This window comes from Butyricimonas faecihominis, assembly GCF_033096445.1.
GTDB classification, from domain to species: Bacteria; Bacteroidota; Bacteroidia; order Bacteroidales; family Marinifilaceae; genus Butyricimonas; species Butyricimonas faecihominis.
Genome location: NZ_AP028155.1, coordinates 3,103,811 through 3,120,404, shown reverse-complemented (window position 1 = coordinate 3,120,404; position 16,594 = coordinate 3,103,811). Strand labels below are relative to the sequence as shown.

Below are 16,594 nucleotides of genomic sequence, written 5' to 3'. Positions count from 1 at the left end.
GTTAGTGGGTAACCGAGATACTTGATACTGTGAGTGAAGGATGAGTTTTGTCGGGATTCAGTTGCACGGCTGAGGTATGGTGGTTTTAGAAAGTATAATTCGGGATGTGGTTGTATGTAGGCAAAAGAAAAGATTGAATGTAGTATCAAGGTAAAGCTTTAAATATGAATTATTATGAGCGTTAGGAAAGAATTATTTATTTGGTGTTTATGTTTCCTGTCGGTGTCTTCGTTGGTGTACGGAAGTCCTGTAGATACGACGGGGGTGAGAGTTGGAGACAAATGTCCCGCTTTCACGTTTGAAGATATGAAAGGACAATCTAGGTCGTTAGAAGAGTTTAAAGGAAAATATGTTTTTATTGACGTGTGGGCGTCATGGTGCTATCCTTGTCGAAAGGAATTCCCTCATTTGCAAGAATTGGAAAAGAAATTTGAAGGACAAAATATCGTGTTCGTGGGTATTTCCAGTGATCATGTCGTGTGGCGGTGGAAGGGAGCTGTGGAAAATGGAAAGATGTCGGGAGAGCAATGGTGGGTTGGTAATGATACTTCTTTCATAACGGCTTTTCGAGTAGATCGGATTCCTCGTTTTATCCTGTTGGACCGGAAAGGGTGGGTGTCGCGTTTGGAGATGACACGTCCTTCTGATCCCCGAACGGAAACAATGTTACGACAATTGAAAGGAATAGAAAATGGTCCGTCTGCCCCACGAAAAGCAAAGAAGATTGTCGCCTTGCGGGAGACCGCCTTCGAATTTCAAATGCCGGAGGATGACACCCGGGAAGTCGCGTTGGAAACTTGCGATGGGGGGAGAATGAAGTTGGAACTTGATGGTTCAAACAAGGCCGTTTGGAAAATGGCCCTGTCGGGAGGTGAGTACGGACGCCTTTGGGTGGGGGATAAAAAGTACACGGTATGGGTGGAACCCGGTAAGCCTTGGCAGGCTAAATCCGAGTTGAATGAATTACATTTCGAAGGGGAAGGTGCAGGTATTAATAATTATCTGAACAAGAGGCTTTACCGGGATATTCAATGGCGGGAATACGAACTAGAGGAAGAACCCTTCCGGGTTAGATTGCAAGAGATGGTGGAAGAGCGGGAGGAAGCGTTATTAACAGCCGGGTTAGATGTGAATTTCACAAAACGAGAGAGGGAACGTATTCTCCATGAGCGCAATTACCAGTTGGCTTTTTGGGTAATTATGGGGCATGGTGGGAAACAGGTGTCGGAAAAATCCCGCTCAGAATTAAGGCGTGTGGTCGTTGAGAAAAAAGAAGCTTGGGGAATCTTCGAGTATCCGGAATCCATTAGAAGAGCTTTATTTGCTTTCCACAATCTGGATGGACAAACGGGGGATGCTTATATCTTGCTAATGGATGTGTTGAAAGAGGCGGAAAAGTACAGGGATAAGCGGTTGGTGGAAAATTTAGTGGTGAAGAGTGTCATGGAATACGTGAGAATACATGGTATGGAAAATGCGGAAGGAATGGATCGAATTTTTCGAAAGAGGGTTCATAGACCGGATTATGTTGCGGAATATCAGCGTGTGTATGATGCAAATAAGGTTTTGTTCAAGGGACAACCTGCCGTACCGTTTACTTTTAAGGATATAACAGGAAAAGAAGTGAGTTTGTCGGATTTGAAAGGAAAATACGTGTATATTGATGTATGGGCCACGTGGTGCGGGCCGTGTAATGCCGAGATCCCTCATCTGAAAAAGTTGGAAGAGGAATTTGAGGGGCGCAACATCTGTTTTGTCAGTATTTCTTGTGATGATAGTCAGAAAGCGTGGGAAAGATTTGTTCAAGCGAAACAATTGGGAGGAATCCAGTTACACATGGGAGGCGACAAGAGTTTCATGGAGGCTATTCGTTGCAAGGGGATTCCCCGGTTCCTACTGATAGATCAAGATGGTAAATTTTTAAATGCGAATATGCCACGACCTTCTGATGGGAAAACATTGGAAATATTGAATACTTTGCCCGGATTATAGATTAAATGCGTGTGCTTTATGAACCTGGAATTCTTTGCGTGTAGGAATTCTGGGTTTTGTTTGCGCGGGAATACTTTTTCTTATACTTTTGGATAAAGTCTTATAACACGTTTATGATCACAAAAGAACAGATTGAAATTTTTGTGGCTCAAGCCCATCGGTACGGGGAGGCTCGGCTGATGCTTTGCAGTAGTGGTAATTTATCTTGGCGAGTGGGAGACAAGATGCTCGTTTCCGGCACGGGTTCGTGGTTACCGGTTTTGACCCCGGAGAAAGTCGCCGTGTGTGATATTATGTCCGGGCAAGTGGAAAACGGGGTACGTCCTTCTATGGAAAGTGTTTTTCATTTAGGGATATTGCGGGAGCGCCCGGAAGTAAACGTGGTGTTACACTTCCAGTCGGAATATGCTACGGTGGTGGCTTGTATGAAAAATAAGCCGTCAAATTTTAACGTGACGTTGGAAGTTCCTTATCATGTGGGCGAAGTGGCAGTTGTTCCCTATTATCGTCCCGGCTCCCTTGAATTGGCGAATGCCGTGATCGAGGCGATGAAGGATCATGATGCCGTTTTGTTAAGTAATCACGGACAGGTGGTGTGTGGTCGTGATTTTGATGAAGTGCTTGAACGGGCTCTTTTTTTCGAGATGGCTTGTCGGGTTATCGTTCAGAGCCGGATGGATTACACGGTACTTTCCCGGAAAGATGTGGAAGATTTATGGGAACATCTTTAGAGAAAGGTCGATGAATTTGTAGTTATAAAGTTTTATTTGCATCTTTGTATTAAGTGATGTTCAAAACGGGAGATGCATAACTTTATGGATACAGGTCGATTCATCGAAAGTATTAACAAAAAGCGGGAGAGTGCATGGCAGGAAATGTACCGAAAGTATTATCCTGCGATGTGTAACTATGCATCGAAAATTGTGAAAGACGATATTTCCGCCGAAGATATTGTTCAAGATTGCTTTATTAAGATATGGGATTCCGGAACGCAATTTCCTGATGTGCCTTCGCTGGTCGGTTATCTGTACCGGACAATTTACACACGAGCATTGAATTCCATTCGGGATAAGGGAATTGCACAAGCTTTATATGAAAAATGGGGAGATGCCGTTTTAGATGGGCAAGATGACGAAGTGATTCTGGAACTTGCCGTTGAAGAGGATGTTGTGAATAAATTCTACGAGGCGATAGATAAATTGTCGGAACAGCAACGGCAAGTATTGTTTATGAGTATGGAGGGGGCGAAAGTGAAGGATATTGCGGAGCAACTTGGGATTAGCGAGAATTCCGTGAAAACCCAGAAGAAACGGGCCTATGCGTTTGTTCGCAATGAATTAGGAGAGAGTTTGGCGATGTTGATTTTCATTTTATTCTCGTGAGTGAACGTGATTATTCGATTTTCTTACATAAATTTGTCCATACAATTTAGATGTACTCATGGATGCAGAAGAGGATTTGATTTTAGCTCGTATAAAAAAGCGCGATAAAGAGGCGTTTCGATACCTCTATGAGTATTATTTTGCCAAAATGGTCCTGTTTGCAGAGAGTTATTTATATGATGAAGAAGAGGCAAGGGATTTAGTGCAGGACCTATTCTTCCATTTATGGAATCATGCCGGGACATTACAAGTGGCTACTTCCGTGAAAGCTTACTTGTTCACCTCGGTGCGGAATCGTTGTTTAAATGCGATACGGGATCGGAAGATCAGGGATGAGCATAACAATAAATTGTTTGAGGCACAGCTTTTCTCCGGAACCGAGGATATGGTTATAGACGAGGATGTGCATCGACGCCTTCAAGAAGCTTTGGATGCGTTACCCGATAAGTGTCGGGAGATTATTTTATTAAAAGTGGTGGAAGGAAAGAAGAACAAAGAGATTGCCGAACAATTAAATATTGCCGAGACAACAGTGAAAACTCAGGTACAGCGAGCGTATCGTATGTTGCGTGAGAGGTTGGTTCCCATTTTCCTACTCGTTGAATACTTACAACAAGGTTTCTAAAGATTTTTGAAGAAAATCATATTTCTTGTACTCCGTTTTTCAAATGGATGTGTCTTGTACGTGAATAATTAATTGAAAGTATCATGACAGATGATAGAAGGCACATAAATTGGGATATGATCGTGAGACATCTCATGGATGTTGCTACAGACGAAGAGAGGGAAGAGGTCGAGAGATGGCTGGCAGAAGATGAGGGTAACCGGGAATATTACCGTAAGGCAAAACGATATTTTGAAACCTATTACACGGGGGAAGAAACTCGCGTGGTGGATTCCAAGGGAGCGTGGGATGAATTTGTCGTTTATGCGGATAAATCCCGGAAAACACATATCTGGAGAATGATTGTTAAATATGCGGCAATTCTGTTGTTCCCTCTATGTGTGGGACTTGGTTACTGGTTTCTGGGAAATGATACCCCCCAAACGACCTTCGTCTCGGGGGGCATATCCATTGAGCCGGGAACGACAAAGGCCGTGTTGGTCTTTAATTCCGGTCAACGGGTAAAATTAACGGATTCTATTGCCTTTGAACAAGCGATAGAAAAATTCAAACCTAATGGTCAGGTTGACAAAGCGATAGAATATAATAAAATTATCGTACCTAGAGGCGGTGAGTATAATTTGGTGTTGGCGGATGGCACGAGCGTGATGATAAACTCCGATTCAAAATTAAGTGTTCCGGATCGTTTCGAGGGGAAAGAACGACGTGTTCGTTTGGAGGGAGAGGCATTATTCCACGTGGCTCAAGATGTGGAACATCCTTTTATTGTTGAAACGGATGGCGGTGATGTCACGGTTTTGGGAACCGTATTTAATGTAAATGCTTATTCGGGTGAAGATTATGTACAAACCACCTTGGTAGAAGGGCGTGTCGCTTTTCAAGGAAAAGGGATGACGGAGGCAAGGACAATAGCTCCCGGAGAACAGATTACCTATGATGTCCAGACAAATAGCGTGAACGTGGAAAAAGTGGATACGAGGATATACACGGCATGGACCGAAGGAAAGTGGATAATAGAGGGGGAGCGTTTGGATGAGATCATGAAACAATTGGCTCGATGGTATGATGTTACTGTATTTTATCAAAATGCGGAGGCTAAAGACCTTGTGTTCACCGGGGATTTGGAGAAGTATAGTAATTGTAATGTAATCTTGGATATTATATCCATGACTACGAATGTTGAATTTGAACTGAAAGATAGAGTGATTATTGTGAAAATGAAATAAGAAAAACCGGTAGGTGTTGGTACCACCTAGCCGGTTGCTGTGTCAATTAAATTTAGTAATCTTTACATTAACAAGACAAATGTATGAAAAAAAAACGAGATGATGGCATCCCTGTTAGGGAGGCGTGTGTAAAAAAATGGTTTCTGGTTATGAGATTAATATGTGTTTTTACGCTGTTTCTATTGTTGAAGGTTTCCGGGAATGGATTCTCCCAAAAGAAGATAAATTTAGATCTGGAGCGAGTGAGTATGTTGGAGATTATTCAGGAATTGAGACAACAAACGGGTTACAAGTTTTTTTTCAATCACAATGAATTGAAAAAAGTGAAAGACGTGTCCGCGAAATTTGTTGATGAAGATTTGGAACGGGTGTTGGATGCGGTTTTGGGCAAGGTGAATTTATCTTATCGGATAGAACAAGGAGTTATTATTATTGTTCCGGGAGAGGTGAAAGAGGGGGAAAAAGAGGTTCGCATTGTTGGGAGCGTGACGGATGAGAAGAAACATCCTCTGCCCGGGGTAACGGTTATCGTGAAAGGCTTAACCTTGGGTACGTCAACAGATGTAAAGGGAAGGTTTTCGTTGACACTGCCTAAGATGCAGAATGTGTCGTTACTTTTCTCATTTATAGGAATGGAAACGCAAGAGGTGCAATATACGGGACAGGATTCGCTTCACGTGGTTCTGAAAGAGTCTGCAGAACAACTGGAAGAAGTGGTTGTGAGAACCGGGTATCAGAATATTGATAAACGGAAATTGACAAGTGCCGTGCAAACGATTAGAATGGACGATATAAAAGTGTCGGGAGTAAACACGATTGACCAAATGTTGGAAGGACGTATACCCGGTATGATTTTTATGCAGAATTCCGGACAGGTTGGTGCCGCTCCGAAATTAAGAATACGAGGAACTTCGACCGTTTTGGGTAGTCGAGAACCGCTATGGGTGTTAGATGGGGTGGTTTTGACCGATCCGGTGAATGTTGATCCTGCTCAGATTAACGATTTGGACTTCGTGAACTTGCTGGGTAATGCGATTTCGGGTTTGAACCCGGATGACATCGAACAGATTGACGTGTTGAAAGATGCTTCTGCAACAGCTCTTTACGGGGCAAAAGCGGGTAATGGCGTTATCGTGATCACGACGAAAAAAGGGAAAGCCGGTCCGCCTAGTGTTACTTATTCTGGAACAGCTTCCTATACGAGAAGACCTCGTTACAGCGACCGGGCTATTTACTTGATGAATTCGAAAGAGCGGGTGGATGTTTCGCGGGAGTTGGTAGAACGGGGAGTTTATTACAATAATGTTGATAGTTGGACCGGATACGAGGCCGCGATACAGGATTATTACAATGGGGCAATCGATTATAAAGAGTTCAATCGTTTGGTTGGATATTACGAAACATTGAACACGGACTGGTTTGATGTCGTTTGTCAGGATGTGTTTTCACATAACCACACGTTGAGCTTGTCGGGAGGTTCGGCCAATATCCGTTATTATGCCTCTCTCGGAATGAGCGATGAGAAAGGTGCGATAAAGGGTGAGAGCAATAGACGATATTCGACAACATTAAATTTATCAGCGAATTACGAGCGTTTTGCCGCACGGTTCCAGCTTCAAGGGAATGTATCGAAGCGTGATTACAATCCCTCGGAATTAGGTGTGTTGGACTACGCCTATAATATGAACCGTGCCATTCCGGCTTTTAATCCCGATGGATTTCGTTACCTCTATCAACGAGCATCAAGTGGTTCGATGCCGATGTATGCTTTCAACGTGTTGAACGAAATGGATAATTCCGGGGATGAAACCAACGGAAACGCAATTAATATGCAGGCGCATGTTAGTTACAATGTCATAGATGATTTGAAATTGGAAGGAACTTTGTCTTACGGGGTAAGTAACACAAATCAAGAGATTTATTTTACGGAAGACTCCTATTACGTGCATCAGTTGCGTGCCGAACAGACGGTGCAGAATGATATGTGTCCCATTGGTGGAGAATTACGGAAGAGTGAAGTTCGCAATACTAATTGGATGGCACGTGTGCAAGCGAATTACGCCAAGGATGTGGGAAGAGAAGGTAAGCATAATGTGAGTGGTTCTGCCGGGTTAGAATTGAATTCTCAAAGATACGATGGTTTTAATATTACACGACGGGGGTATCATCGAGATCGGGGTAAATTGTTTTCTTCTATTCCCACGACTTACACGAAATATCATAGTCAATTTATGATTTCCCCAAATGCTTTAGGTGTTATTACGGAAAATTTAACCAATTCGGTGGCATGGTACGCGATGGCCGGGTACGATTATGACAATCGTTATATGTTGAATCTGCATATTCGAGGGGAGGCTTCCAACTTATTCGGATCACGGGCGAATGATCGAATGATGCCGATTTGGGCTTTGTCCGGTCGTTGGAATGTAAAACGGGATATTTTGGAATCTGTTGATTGGGTGGATGATTTGGCATTAAGGGGATCTTTTGGTTATCAGGGGAATATGCTGAGCAACCAGACTCCTAATATGATTATCACGCAAGGAGTTGATTACACTGGGAAATATGGTGAATTTAATTCGAAAGTTGCTCATTACCCGAATCCGGACTTAAGGTGGGAAAAGACGGCATCCACGAATGTGACCTTGGATTTCTCGTTTTTAAAGAATAAGATTAACGGCTCGTTTTCTTGGTATTATAAAAAGACTCGGGATGCATTTCTGACAAAGACTATTTCTGAAATTAACGGTATCAAACAATATGTGGTGAATAGCGGAACGCTTGTAAACAAAGGTATTGAGGTGAGTTTAAATTTCACCCCGATCAACCGTGTCGGTCTTGATGGAGGAAAGAGAGGATTTGTTTGGCGAATTGATCCCCAGTTGGGACAAGTGTTGAACGAATTGGTGAACAGTGCGATAAATAACCGGAATAATGTCTTGCGGGATGAGATTGAGTATGACGATATGTTGACTGGGGACGTGGAGATTGCTGGGGAACCTTTGAATACGTTCTATTCATACCGTTTTAAAGGATTAAGCTCTGTGGACGGTTCCCCCATTTTTTACGGAGCAGAGGATGAATTGCAAGAGGAGTTGTCTAAAAAATACAACGGAATGGAACGAGAAGATGTCTTTCTAGAAGTGATGGAAAGATCGGGACGGCGTGAACCTTATCTTCAAGGAGGAATTTCGAACTATTTAGGGTATCGTAATTTTAGTTTATCGTTTAATTTGACTTATAGTTTGGGGAATAAAATCCGGTTACTGAAATTGTGTACTGAATACGGAACAACCAATCCTAACCCGCATAGTAACTTGCGACGGGAATTTGTGAATCGTTGGAGAAAGCCGGGTGATGAGGAACATACCAATATTCCCGGGTTGAATACCGTTGCAGGAACTCACTCCAACCCGTGGTGGACTAGTGGAACGAATATGACACATCGAATCGCGAATAATATTTACGAGATGTATGACAATTCGGATATTCGGGTGGTGAGTGGAAATTATCTGCGGTTGTCTTCCCTCTCTTTCCGCTACAATGTTGATGAGCGATTCTGTAAGAAGTTAGGTCTCAAGTCGGCTTATATCAACCTGACCGGAACGAACCTGTTTACCATTGCCCATAAAAAGTTACGGGGACAAGATCCTACTCAGTCAGGATCGTCACCGAATGTCAATCTTTCGGTGCGTCCTACTTACTCATGTAATCTTAGTATCACTTTCTAAAATTTGAGCGATGAAAAAAAGAGTTTTAATCTATATTTTAAGTGTATTCACCCTTGGTTGTGTTTCTTGCGGTGATTTTTTGGATGAGTATTCGCAGAATCAACGTTACGCCGAGACTGCACAGGATTTGGACGAGTTACTTAGAGGGGAGTGTTTTATGGCATTTCAGAGTAGTTATTATGTAAGTAGCCAGGAGACGATGAGTTACAGTAGCGGGCTTACGATGAATTATCCTTGGCTACATGTCATGGATGATGATGCGGAAGAATTTGTATCCGGGGGATTACCTTACACGGATAGTTATCCGCGTAACGTGTTGGGTTCTTTTTATCATTGGGGAGCCGACCCGTTTCTGACATTAGAGAACACTCAGTACAAGGATAATGATTGGGAAAAATTTTACAAAAATATAGGTGTGTTGAACTCAATCATTTATATGGCAAATGACTTCCGTTCGAAAGAGGAGGATATTGAGCTATTGAACAGGGTGGAAGGGGAAGCGCGTTTTCTCCGGGCCGGTTACTACTTTTTGTTGGTGAATATTTATGGCATGCCTTATTGCAAGGCCACGGCATCAAAAGATGCCGGAGTCCCTTTGAAAACTTCCGAGCATGTGGAAGATAAATATTTTAGCCGTAGCTCGGTAGAGGCGGTATATTCGCTGATTATCGAGGATCTTCAACGGGCTGCCGTTTGTTTGAAAGGGATCACTCCTTCTTCAACATTGCGAGTAGGAGAAACTGCCGCTAATGCATTACTGTCTAGAGTTTACTTGTACATGGAAAACTACGAGGCTTGTATTGCGGCAGCCAATGAGGCTATGGGCGGAGCTTATTCGGTGATGGATTTGAATAATTGGACAAGCGGGCAAAATGTGGTCTCTTGGACATCACCCGAAACAATTTTCACTCAAGGAGGAAATTCAATGATCCTGACTTTCTTGAGTTATACATCAGGTTGGAGTGGTTCTACCCCGGTTAATCAAGCATTTTCATTTCAAGCGTCAGAAGATTTGTTGGAATGTTATGCTGCAGGGGATTTGCGTAGAACAGCATTCTTTAAGAGTTCTTTACATGCAGCGATACCCGATAAATATAAGACTTGGGTAGACTACAGTGATACGGATGAGGTCGGTATGGATTTTCTGATTCGTTTGCCTGAGGTGATTTTAAATAAGGCGGAGGCGTTGGCGATGTTAAATCGGGAAGGGGAAGCGAAAACCGAGTTGGAAAAACTTCTTTCTAAACGATTTGCTGTTGCACCGTCGGTGACAGAAACGGGGGAGGCATTGATTGATTTTATTCGTGATGAACGCCGTCGTGAACTTTGTTTCGAGGGACATCGTTGGTTTGACCTGCGCCGTTATGCTGTAAATAGCATTCGTCCTCTTCCGGAGAATTTCCGTATTCGTCATCAGAATAATGATTACGAGGCGAATTCAATGACTTGGTATGAAAACGGTTACTATGAATTAAATGCTTACACTCAGGATCATGCCGCTTGGATAGTGCCAATTCCAAATTATGCAATTGAATTTAACAGGGGAGAACTTCAAAATGAGATTCGTCCGAATAGAGAACTTATAAGAAATTGAGTATGAAAAAGAATAATTTCCTTTATATATTATTTTTATCCGTCTTGTTCACGGCTTGTGATAAGGAAGATCATTTGACACCGTCCAATGTTGGTCGAGATTGGTTCACGATAGAGGATTCAAATGATCCGGTAGATCATGCGATTTATCAATTTTACACGGAGACAGGTATTCCCGTGTTTTATAATGATACGATTGGAGAAGAAACTCGTTTTGATCATTGGGGGAATTCTTATACACATTATGAAATCCTGCAATTTGGAAGTTCTTCTCTCGGTGGAACAGAAACACCCAATCCTTTCAGTTCTTACGAGTTGTGTCCGAAAGAGGACGTTGTCGATGGGTTAGAATTCTTACGCGAGGAGATAGTGCCTGTTTTACCTGAGAGTATCAAGATTACTAGTTTCTTGTTGCTGAAATCTTTGACTCCTTGGAACCCGGCGGTGGTAAGTAATGAGGCTTTTAAAGGATTGAATACGGTGCTTATTTCCCGTGTTTCAGAGTTAAAAGATATGAGCGATGCGGAACGTCTGAATATGAAGGGTGCCATTTTTAATGCCGTTCTTGCCACGCCTGTTTCCGGTTATACGGAAGAGTTGGCTGCATTTTATCAGGCAACCCGCAGTTGTTACACGGAGAATTTATACGGTTGTGCCGGTTGGTATTTTTACAATAGGTATGGATTCTCTGACCCGAGAGCCGTTGGCTTCTTGAAGGATCCGAATCCTAGTGATTATGGTAGTATGCCCACGGAGGTTCAAGATGTAGGTATGTATATCAAGGCGATGTTTATTTACACGCCGGAAGAATTTGAAGCGTTGTACGGGACGTTTAGTGTCGTGATGACGAAATATGAAATTATGAAAACGGTATTGCGGGATATCGGGGTCTCTATATAGGTTATCAACTTATTTATAGGATATTACTACTAACTGAGGTTGACTAAAAAGTCCCGATTGTCGTTCAATGAACTCCTCCGGCCTTCGGCCACCTCCTCTATAAACAGAGGAGGAGCTGGTATTTTTTCCCGAAAATGGTGAGTAATCTAGCTCTCCCTCTGTTTATAGAGGGAGTACCCCGAAGGGGGGAGGGAGTTTAAAAAAGGCTTTTTATACAACCTCATGGAAAAAGTGTAGCGCCTTATTGGCAGGAAAAGGATGTTTTGTATTGTATCATTTAGAAAGAACTGAAATGAAAAAATTGTTATTGATTTATGTCGGGATTTTTTGTTCTGTGCTGGCTTTCGGACAGACAAATTTCCAGAAATTGACATTAGATGAGGCTTGTACGAAAGCAAGAGCGGAGAAAAAGCTGATTTTCGTGGATCTTTACACCTCTTGGTGTGCCCCGTGTAAGATGATGGCGGACAAGGTGTTCCCAGATGTAAAGTTAGGAGCGTTTATGAACGAGCGTTTCGTGTGTGTGAAATATGACACGGGAGCTGATAAGGATGGTTCGGAATTGGCGAAGATGTTTAATGTTCAGGCCTATCCCACGTTTTTGATCTTGAACGTGGATAAGGGATTGGAAAACCAGATTGTTGGGGCAACCCTTGAACCATCGGATTTCATGAACCAAGTCGAGGCGGCGCTGAAAGCTTCGCTTGCCAGTTTGGGACAGCAATACGAGAACGGGAATAGAGACGTTTCGTTCCTTACCGATTATTTAAAAGCGTTGTTAACGGCCTCCATGAACGAGAAAGCTCAAGAGGTGTGTGTGGCATTATTTAAGGTATTGCCTGATACAGAAAAATCAAATCGGGAGTATTGGTTTATTTTTAAAGATCAGGCTTTATCTCCGGTGGGTTCTCCTTTCATGGATTTCTTGTTTTCCCATTTTGAACAATTTACCCGGAGCATGGGAGAAGAAAAAGTGTTGAACCGGATCGCTGAAGCCTTCGAGATTAAACTACGTGACATGATCCGTGGACGTGAGCCTATGGATGATTTGGATAAGGTTGCCAAACAGATGGCCCCGCATCATTTTAACTCACGGGAGCGTATGGATACGTATGTCGCTTTGGGGAAAGCTTTGTGTGAGGCCAGAAAGGATAATAGCGAAAAAGGGGTGGAGAAATTACTGGAATTATGCGAGAATGAATTTCCCAAGATTGACGGGGAACATCTGGTGTATTTTTATTTTCCCGTGACAATTTACATTGCCAATGTTGGGACGGAGGCGCAGTATAAACGGGTATGTAAACTTCACGAGTACGTGTATGAACATACCGAGCATAATCCTTTGAAGATAGGCTTGGGAAATATGCTTTCTGGGACGAAGAAAAACAAGTAAGATTAATTTTATAAAAAGAAGGAAATGAAAAAATTATTATCGGTGTTTGTGGGACTATTATGCTCCGTCGCTGTTTTTGCTCAAACAGATTTTCAAGAGTTGTCTTTAGAGGAAGCTTGCAAGAAGGCAAAAACGGAAAATAAACCTATATTCTTGGATTGTTATACCTCTTGGTGTGGCCCGTGTAAAATGATGGCAAATGAGGTCTTCACGCTGAAAGAGGCCGGTGATTATTTTAATAAGAACTTTGTCTGTGTGAAAACGGACATGGAAAAAGGAGGCGGACCGGCTATTGGTAAGCAATACGGTGTTGATGCGTATCCGACCTTTTTGATTATCAATGCGAATGGTAAGTTAATGCATAAAGTGGTTGGAGCGATGCCTCTTGAAAAGTTAATAGAGAGTGTAGAGATCGGCTTAAAAGCCAGTAGTCTTGCTGAATACGAGGCATTATACCAAGCCGGGAAACTGGATTTGACAGAACAAATGGCGTACTGGAAATTACTTTCTGTTTCAGGTGATGTTGTCAAGGCTCAAAGTGTAGGTGATAATCTTTGGGGAAAGCTTACGGAGAAAGATAAATTGAGTGCCGCTTATTGGCCTTTGTTACAATCAAGAGCGACCTCTTTGGAGAGTGAGGAACTGAAATTTGTTTGTGCCAACCGGGGGCATTTTGAAAAGGAGATAGGAAAAGAAGAGGTCGGAGATTTGATTTATAATTCTTTTATGTCGGAATTAAACTTGATGATCGTGTACCAATTGCCCGCAAAGAAATATGATAAGATTCCGGGTATTCGAGATTTACTTGAGAATAACGACGTACCTCGTAAGGATGCACTTTTTAAAATGATAGACTTGGCGGAAGCCCGGGGAAAATATGATGCAACCGGCTTTATGGATGCTCTTGATACAAATTTGGATGTATTGAATGATTCCGAAAAAAGTTGGGTATTTGAAGGTGCAAATCTGTTTATTTCGATGTTCAAAGATAAAGCACAACTGAAGAGACTGGGAGAGATCGCTATTCGTGAAAAAGAATTGATCAGAGACGAGGTCGCTAAAAGCAAGGTTACTAAAATAGCTTTTAACTTTAGACGTGCGGGCAATGATGGGGTATATTGGGAGAATTTGAAGACATTAAGAGAGGTTCTGGCACAAGCTGAAGTGGAAGACAAGTATGTATTTTTGGATTGTCACAACAATGGGCAGACCACAAAGGCGATTGATGATCAACTCTTTACGCAGAAAGAAGTAGAGGATTTACTGAATAAATTTTTTATAAATTACAGGGTGAATCTTGAGGAAGGAGAAGGGGCCAAGGTTATCAGAAGATACGGTATAAATATTCCTAATGTAATGCTTGTGCTTGATAAGGAAGGGAATGTTCGACACATGATATCTAATGTCATGAATGGTAATTTTATCGAACGCGTACAGGAGACTTTCGATGATAATAAAGCTTTTGGTGTTCTTGAGGCTAGGTACGTTAGTGGAGATCGCTCTCCGGAGTTTATGGTCCAATATTTAACGGCATTGAGTAAGGTGGCTAATAGTTCTAAGATGGCCCTTGTTGCCGTAGAGTTATTTGCCTCGTTAAATGACGAACAGAGAACCTCTCCTGAATTTTGGATGTTGTATAATCCTCAATTTTCTGGGATAAGTTCTGAAATGAAGAATTATTTATTTTCTCATCTTCAAGAATTCAGAGAGAAAATAGGTACAGAAAAGGTGGATCAAACTGTTGTCAATCAAATCTATTCTGATCTTTCCAGCGTTCTTTATACTCAGGGATCAAGATATACTGTTGATGATATTAATAATATCATACAATTTATTAAACGTCATGATATACAGGATTCGCAGCAATTACTCTGTATTGCAAATATTACCAAGCTATTTAAGAGTAAGGTTCATAGTGTTAAGGATTATAAGAGAGCATGCAAAGGGTTGAAACCGGAAAATATTCCGTTTGCTGATTTATATGCGAATATTCTTGCCGTGGAGCCGGAAAGAACGGATGAGTGGAACGCATGGGGAAAAGAGATTGTAGAGTCTCTGACAGATCCCGGATATATACAATGGTATAAGCAATTCCTTCAACTCTAAAGAATGTGTGTAGTTGTATGTCAAGCGGATTTTATCGGGAGTTCTATAAATAATTTTGTATTATAACGTGATCACTACCTGATGACAACCGTAAGTAACATTCTCGTTAAACTATTAATATACTTTATGAACCTTATTTTATATAAGGTTCATATAAGGCTTCTATAAGGTATCTATAAGGTTTATGACGGTAGTGTTCAGGTAGTGATCATGTTATAATTATCTTTTTGGGATAGAATCGGCAATAACTTATGACTTATTATAGAATCAATTACGATTGATCCGGGTAAAAAATTGAAATTCCCATCCTCGAGAGTCTTTGTAAAGGGCAAACGGGATGGGAATAAATATTTATTTATTTTTTTCAAAAATATTTGTCACCCGTTTTTTGGGGTCATGTGTTCTATTTATGAAAGACACATGAAAAAAATGAAAAGATGGAGTCAAATATATGAATGGTCCAAAAGAGTCAGGACTTATTTGGAGGAAGATTTTTCCTCTTCGTCTCTTGATGAGGAAAATATTATCGTTCGCCGTGTTACGGAACGATTGTCTGATCCGGATTATCTGCGGGGGAAAGGACTGGAACAAGGGCGTTTCGATGCGGAGGCGGCTTTTAGGAAATTACGACGGAGAAATTCACGTCGGGTTATGATTCGAGTGGGAAGCGTTGCCGCTGTTTTGGTATTGATCGTGGGGATCGTTGTTTTATATAAGGGAAATCTTTCTCAGAAGAAGAACGTACCGGACTTGACACTAGGAGTAATTTCGGCTCTTCAACCGGGAACAAACAAGGCGATTTTGCATTTGGCGGATGGTCGGGAGCTTGTTTTGAATGATGCTTTGCGGGCGAAAATCGAGACAAAAGAGGGCGTGGTGGAAGTGGATTCGATGGGGGTAGTTTATGGAATAAAAGTGGATTCCGTGGCAACGGAAAAGGTGCAGGAATATCACGTTATGACGATACCACGCGGGGGTGAATTTCATTTGACTTTGGCCGATGGAACTCAAGTGTGGCTGAATTCAGAGACGGAATTACGTTTCCCGGTTCATTTTGCGGGGGGAGAGCGAAAAGTGTATCTGAAAGGGGAGGCTTATTTTGACGTGACCGAGGATGCCGCTCATCCTTTCGTGGTGGAGACTTCGATGGGTGATATAAAAGTGTTGGGAACAGCGTTTAATGTTTCGGTTTATGATGAGCGAACGATGGCGGCGACGCTGGAAAAGGGGAGTATTTGTTATTTGAAAGATTCTCGAAAGGGGGTGCTGATCAAGCCGGGAGAACAGTTGGTTTGTACGGAAGGTTCCGATTTACCCGTGGTTCGAAAGGTGAATACCCGGTTGTACACGGCTTGGAAAGATAATCTGTTCTGTTTCGAGGAACAGTATTTGGATCAGATCATGTTGACGTTGGCCCGTTGGTACGATTTTCAGGTGAAGTTTGAATCCGAGGAATTGAAAAAACTGGAGTTATCGGGAACATTGGATAAATATTCGGATATACAGCCTTTATTGCGGTTGTTTGAATTGGGTACGGATGTAAAATTTGAAATTCAAAATAAAGTTATTTATGTGCGGAAAGTAAAATAAAAGGATTCGATTCGCCAGCGACCAAACTATAGAATCAAATCCTTTGTATTTAGAGT

At 42.0% G+C, this 16,594-nt stretch carries 11 protein-coding genes; all 11 read left to right on the top strand.

The window, feature by feature from the left end; translation table 11 throughout:
- The first annotated feature begins 174 nt into the window (after window positions 1-174).
- Window positions 175-1,992: a TlpA family protein disulfide reductase gene (locus tag R8806_RS12875; protein ID WP_229783002.1), complete on the top strand. Its 1,818-nt coding sequence runs from the start codon at window positions 175-177 to the stop codon at window positions 1,990-1,992.
- A 113-nt stretch (window positions 1,993-2,105) separates the two neighbouring features.
- The gene (locus R8806_RS12870) at window positions 2,106-2,723 is read left to right on the top strand and encodes a class II aldolase/adducin family protein (RefSeq protein WP_124316542.1); all 618 of its coding nucleotides are present in this window, start codon (window positions 2,106-2,108) and stop codon (window positions 2,721-2,723) included.
- 84 nt (window positions 2,724-2,807) lie between these two features.
- Window positions 2,808-3,374, top strand: a complete 567-nt coding sequence (locus R8806_RS12865) for an RNA polymerase sigma factor (protein ID WP_164719615.1) — start codon at window positions 2,808-2,810, stop codon at window positions 3,372-3,374.
- A gap of 58 nt (window positions 3,375-3,432) precedes the next feature.
- The gene (locus tag R8806_RS12860) at window positions 3,433-3,999 is read left to right on the top strand and encodes an RNA polymerase sigma-70 factor (protein ID WP_124316544.1); all 567 of its coding nucleotides are present in this window, start codon (window positions 3,433-3,435) and stop codon (window positions 3,997-3,999) included.
- A gap of 83 nt (window positions 4,000-4,082) precedes the next feature.
- Window positions 4,083-5,225: a FecR family protein gene (locus R8806_RS12855; protein WP_124316545.1), complete on the top strand. Its 1,143-nt coding sequence runs from the start codon at window positions 4,083-4,085 to the stop codon at window positions 5,223-5,225.
- A gap of 149 nt (window positions 5,226-5,374) precedes the next feature.
- Window positions 5,375-8,956: a SusC/RagA family TonB-linked outer membrane protein gene (locus tag R8806_RS12850; RefSeq protein WP_317715693.1), complete on the top strand. Its 3,582-nt coding sequence runs from the start codon at window positions 5,375-5,377 to the stop codon at window positions 8,954-8,956.
- A 10-nt stretch (window positions 8,957-8,966) separates the two neighbouring features.
- Window positions 8,967-10,550: a RagB/SusD family nutrient uptake outer membrane protein gene (locus R8806_RS12845; RefSeq protein WP_124316547.1), complete on the top strand. Its 1,584-nt coding sequence runs from the start codon at window positions 8,967-8,969 to the stop codon at window positions 10,548-10,550.
- Between the two features lie 2 nt (window positions 10,551-10,552).
- Window positions 10,553-11,449, top strand: coding sequence for a hypothetical protein (locus R8806_RS12840; RefSeq protein WP_124316548.1), 897 nt, complete (start codon window positions 10,553-10,555; stop codon window positions 11,447-11,449).
- A gap of 292 nt (window positions 11,450-11,741) precedes the next feature.
- Window positions 11,742-12,842, top strand: a complete 1,101-nt coding sequence (locus R8806_RS12835; protein WP_124316549.1) for a thioredoxin family protein — start codon at window positions 11,742-11,744, stop codon at window positions 12,840-12,842.
- 24 nt (window positions 12,843-12,866) lie between these two features.
- On the top strand, window positions 12,867-14,948 hold the full coding sequence (locus R8806_RS12830) for a thioredoxin family protein (RefSeq protein WP_151412061.1): 2,082 nt from the start codon (window positions 12,867-12,869) through the stop codon (window positions 14,946-14,948).
- 429 nt (window positions 14,949-15,377) lie between these two features.
- Window positions 15,378-16,538 (top strand): FecR family protein, encoded by a 1,161-nt coding sequence (locus R8806_RS12825; RefSeq protein WP_164719772.1) that lies wholly within the window; start codon window positions 15,378-15,380, stop codon window positions 16,536-16,538.
- The last annotated feature ends 56 nt before the right edge of the window (window positions 16,539-16,594 follow it).

Coding starts and splice junctions, on each gene's coding strand:
- R8806_RS12875 (WP_229783002.1), top strand. CDS start 175: ATGAGCGTTAGGAAAGAATTATTTATTTGGTGTTTATGTTTCCTGTCG.
- R8806_RS12870 (WP_124316542.1), top strand. CDS start 2,106: ATGATCACAAAAGAACAGATTGAAATTTTTGTGGCTCAAGCCCATCGG.
- R8806_RS12865 (WP_164719615.1), top strand. CDS start 2,808: ATGGATACAGGTCGATTCATCGAAAGTATTAACAAAAAGCGGGAGAGT.
- R8806_RS12860 (WP_124316544.1), top strand. CDS start 3,433: ATGGATGCAGAAGAGGATTTGATTTTAGCTCGTATAAAAAAGCGCGAT.
- R8806_RS12855 (WP_124316545.1), top strand. CDS start 4,083: ATGACAGATGATAGAAGGCACATAAATTGGGATATGATCGTGAGACAT.
- R8806_RS12850 (WP_317715693.1), top strand. CDS start 5,375: ATGAGATTAATATGTGTTTTTACGCTGTTTCTATTGTTGAAGGTTTCC.
- R8806_RS12845 (WP_124316547.1), top strand. CDS start 8,967: ATGAAAAAAAGAGTTTTAATCTATATTTTAAGTGTATTCACCCTTGGT.
- R8806_RS12840 (WP_124316548.1), top strand. CDS start 10,553: ATGAAAAAGAATAATTTCCTTTATATATTATTTTTATCCGTCTTGTTC.
- R8806_RS12835 (WP_124316549.1), top strand. CDS start 11,742: ATGAAAAAATTGTTATTGATTTATGTCGGGATTTTTTGTTCTGTGCTG.
- R8806_RS12830 (WP_151412061.1), top strand. CDS start 12,867: ATGAAAAAATTATTATCGGTGTTTGTGGGACTATTATGCTCCGTCGCT.
- R8806_RS12825 (WP_164719772.1), top strand. CDS start 15,378: ATGAAAAGATGGAGTCAAATATATGAATGGTCCAAAAGAGTCAGGACT.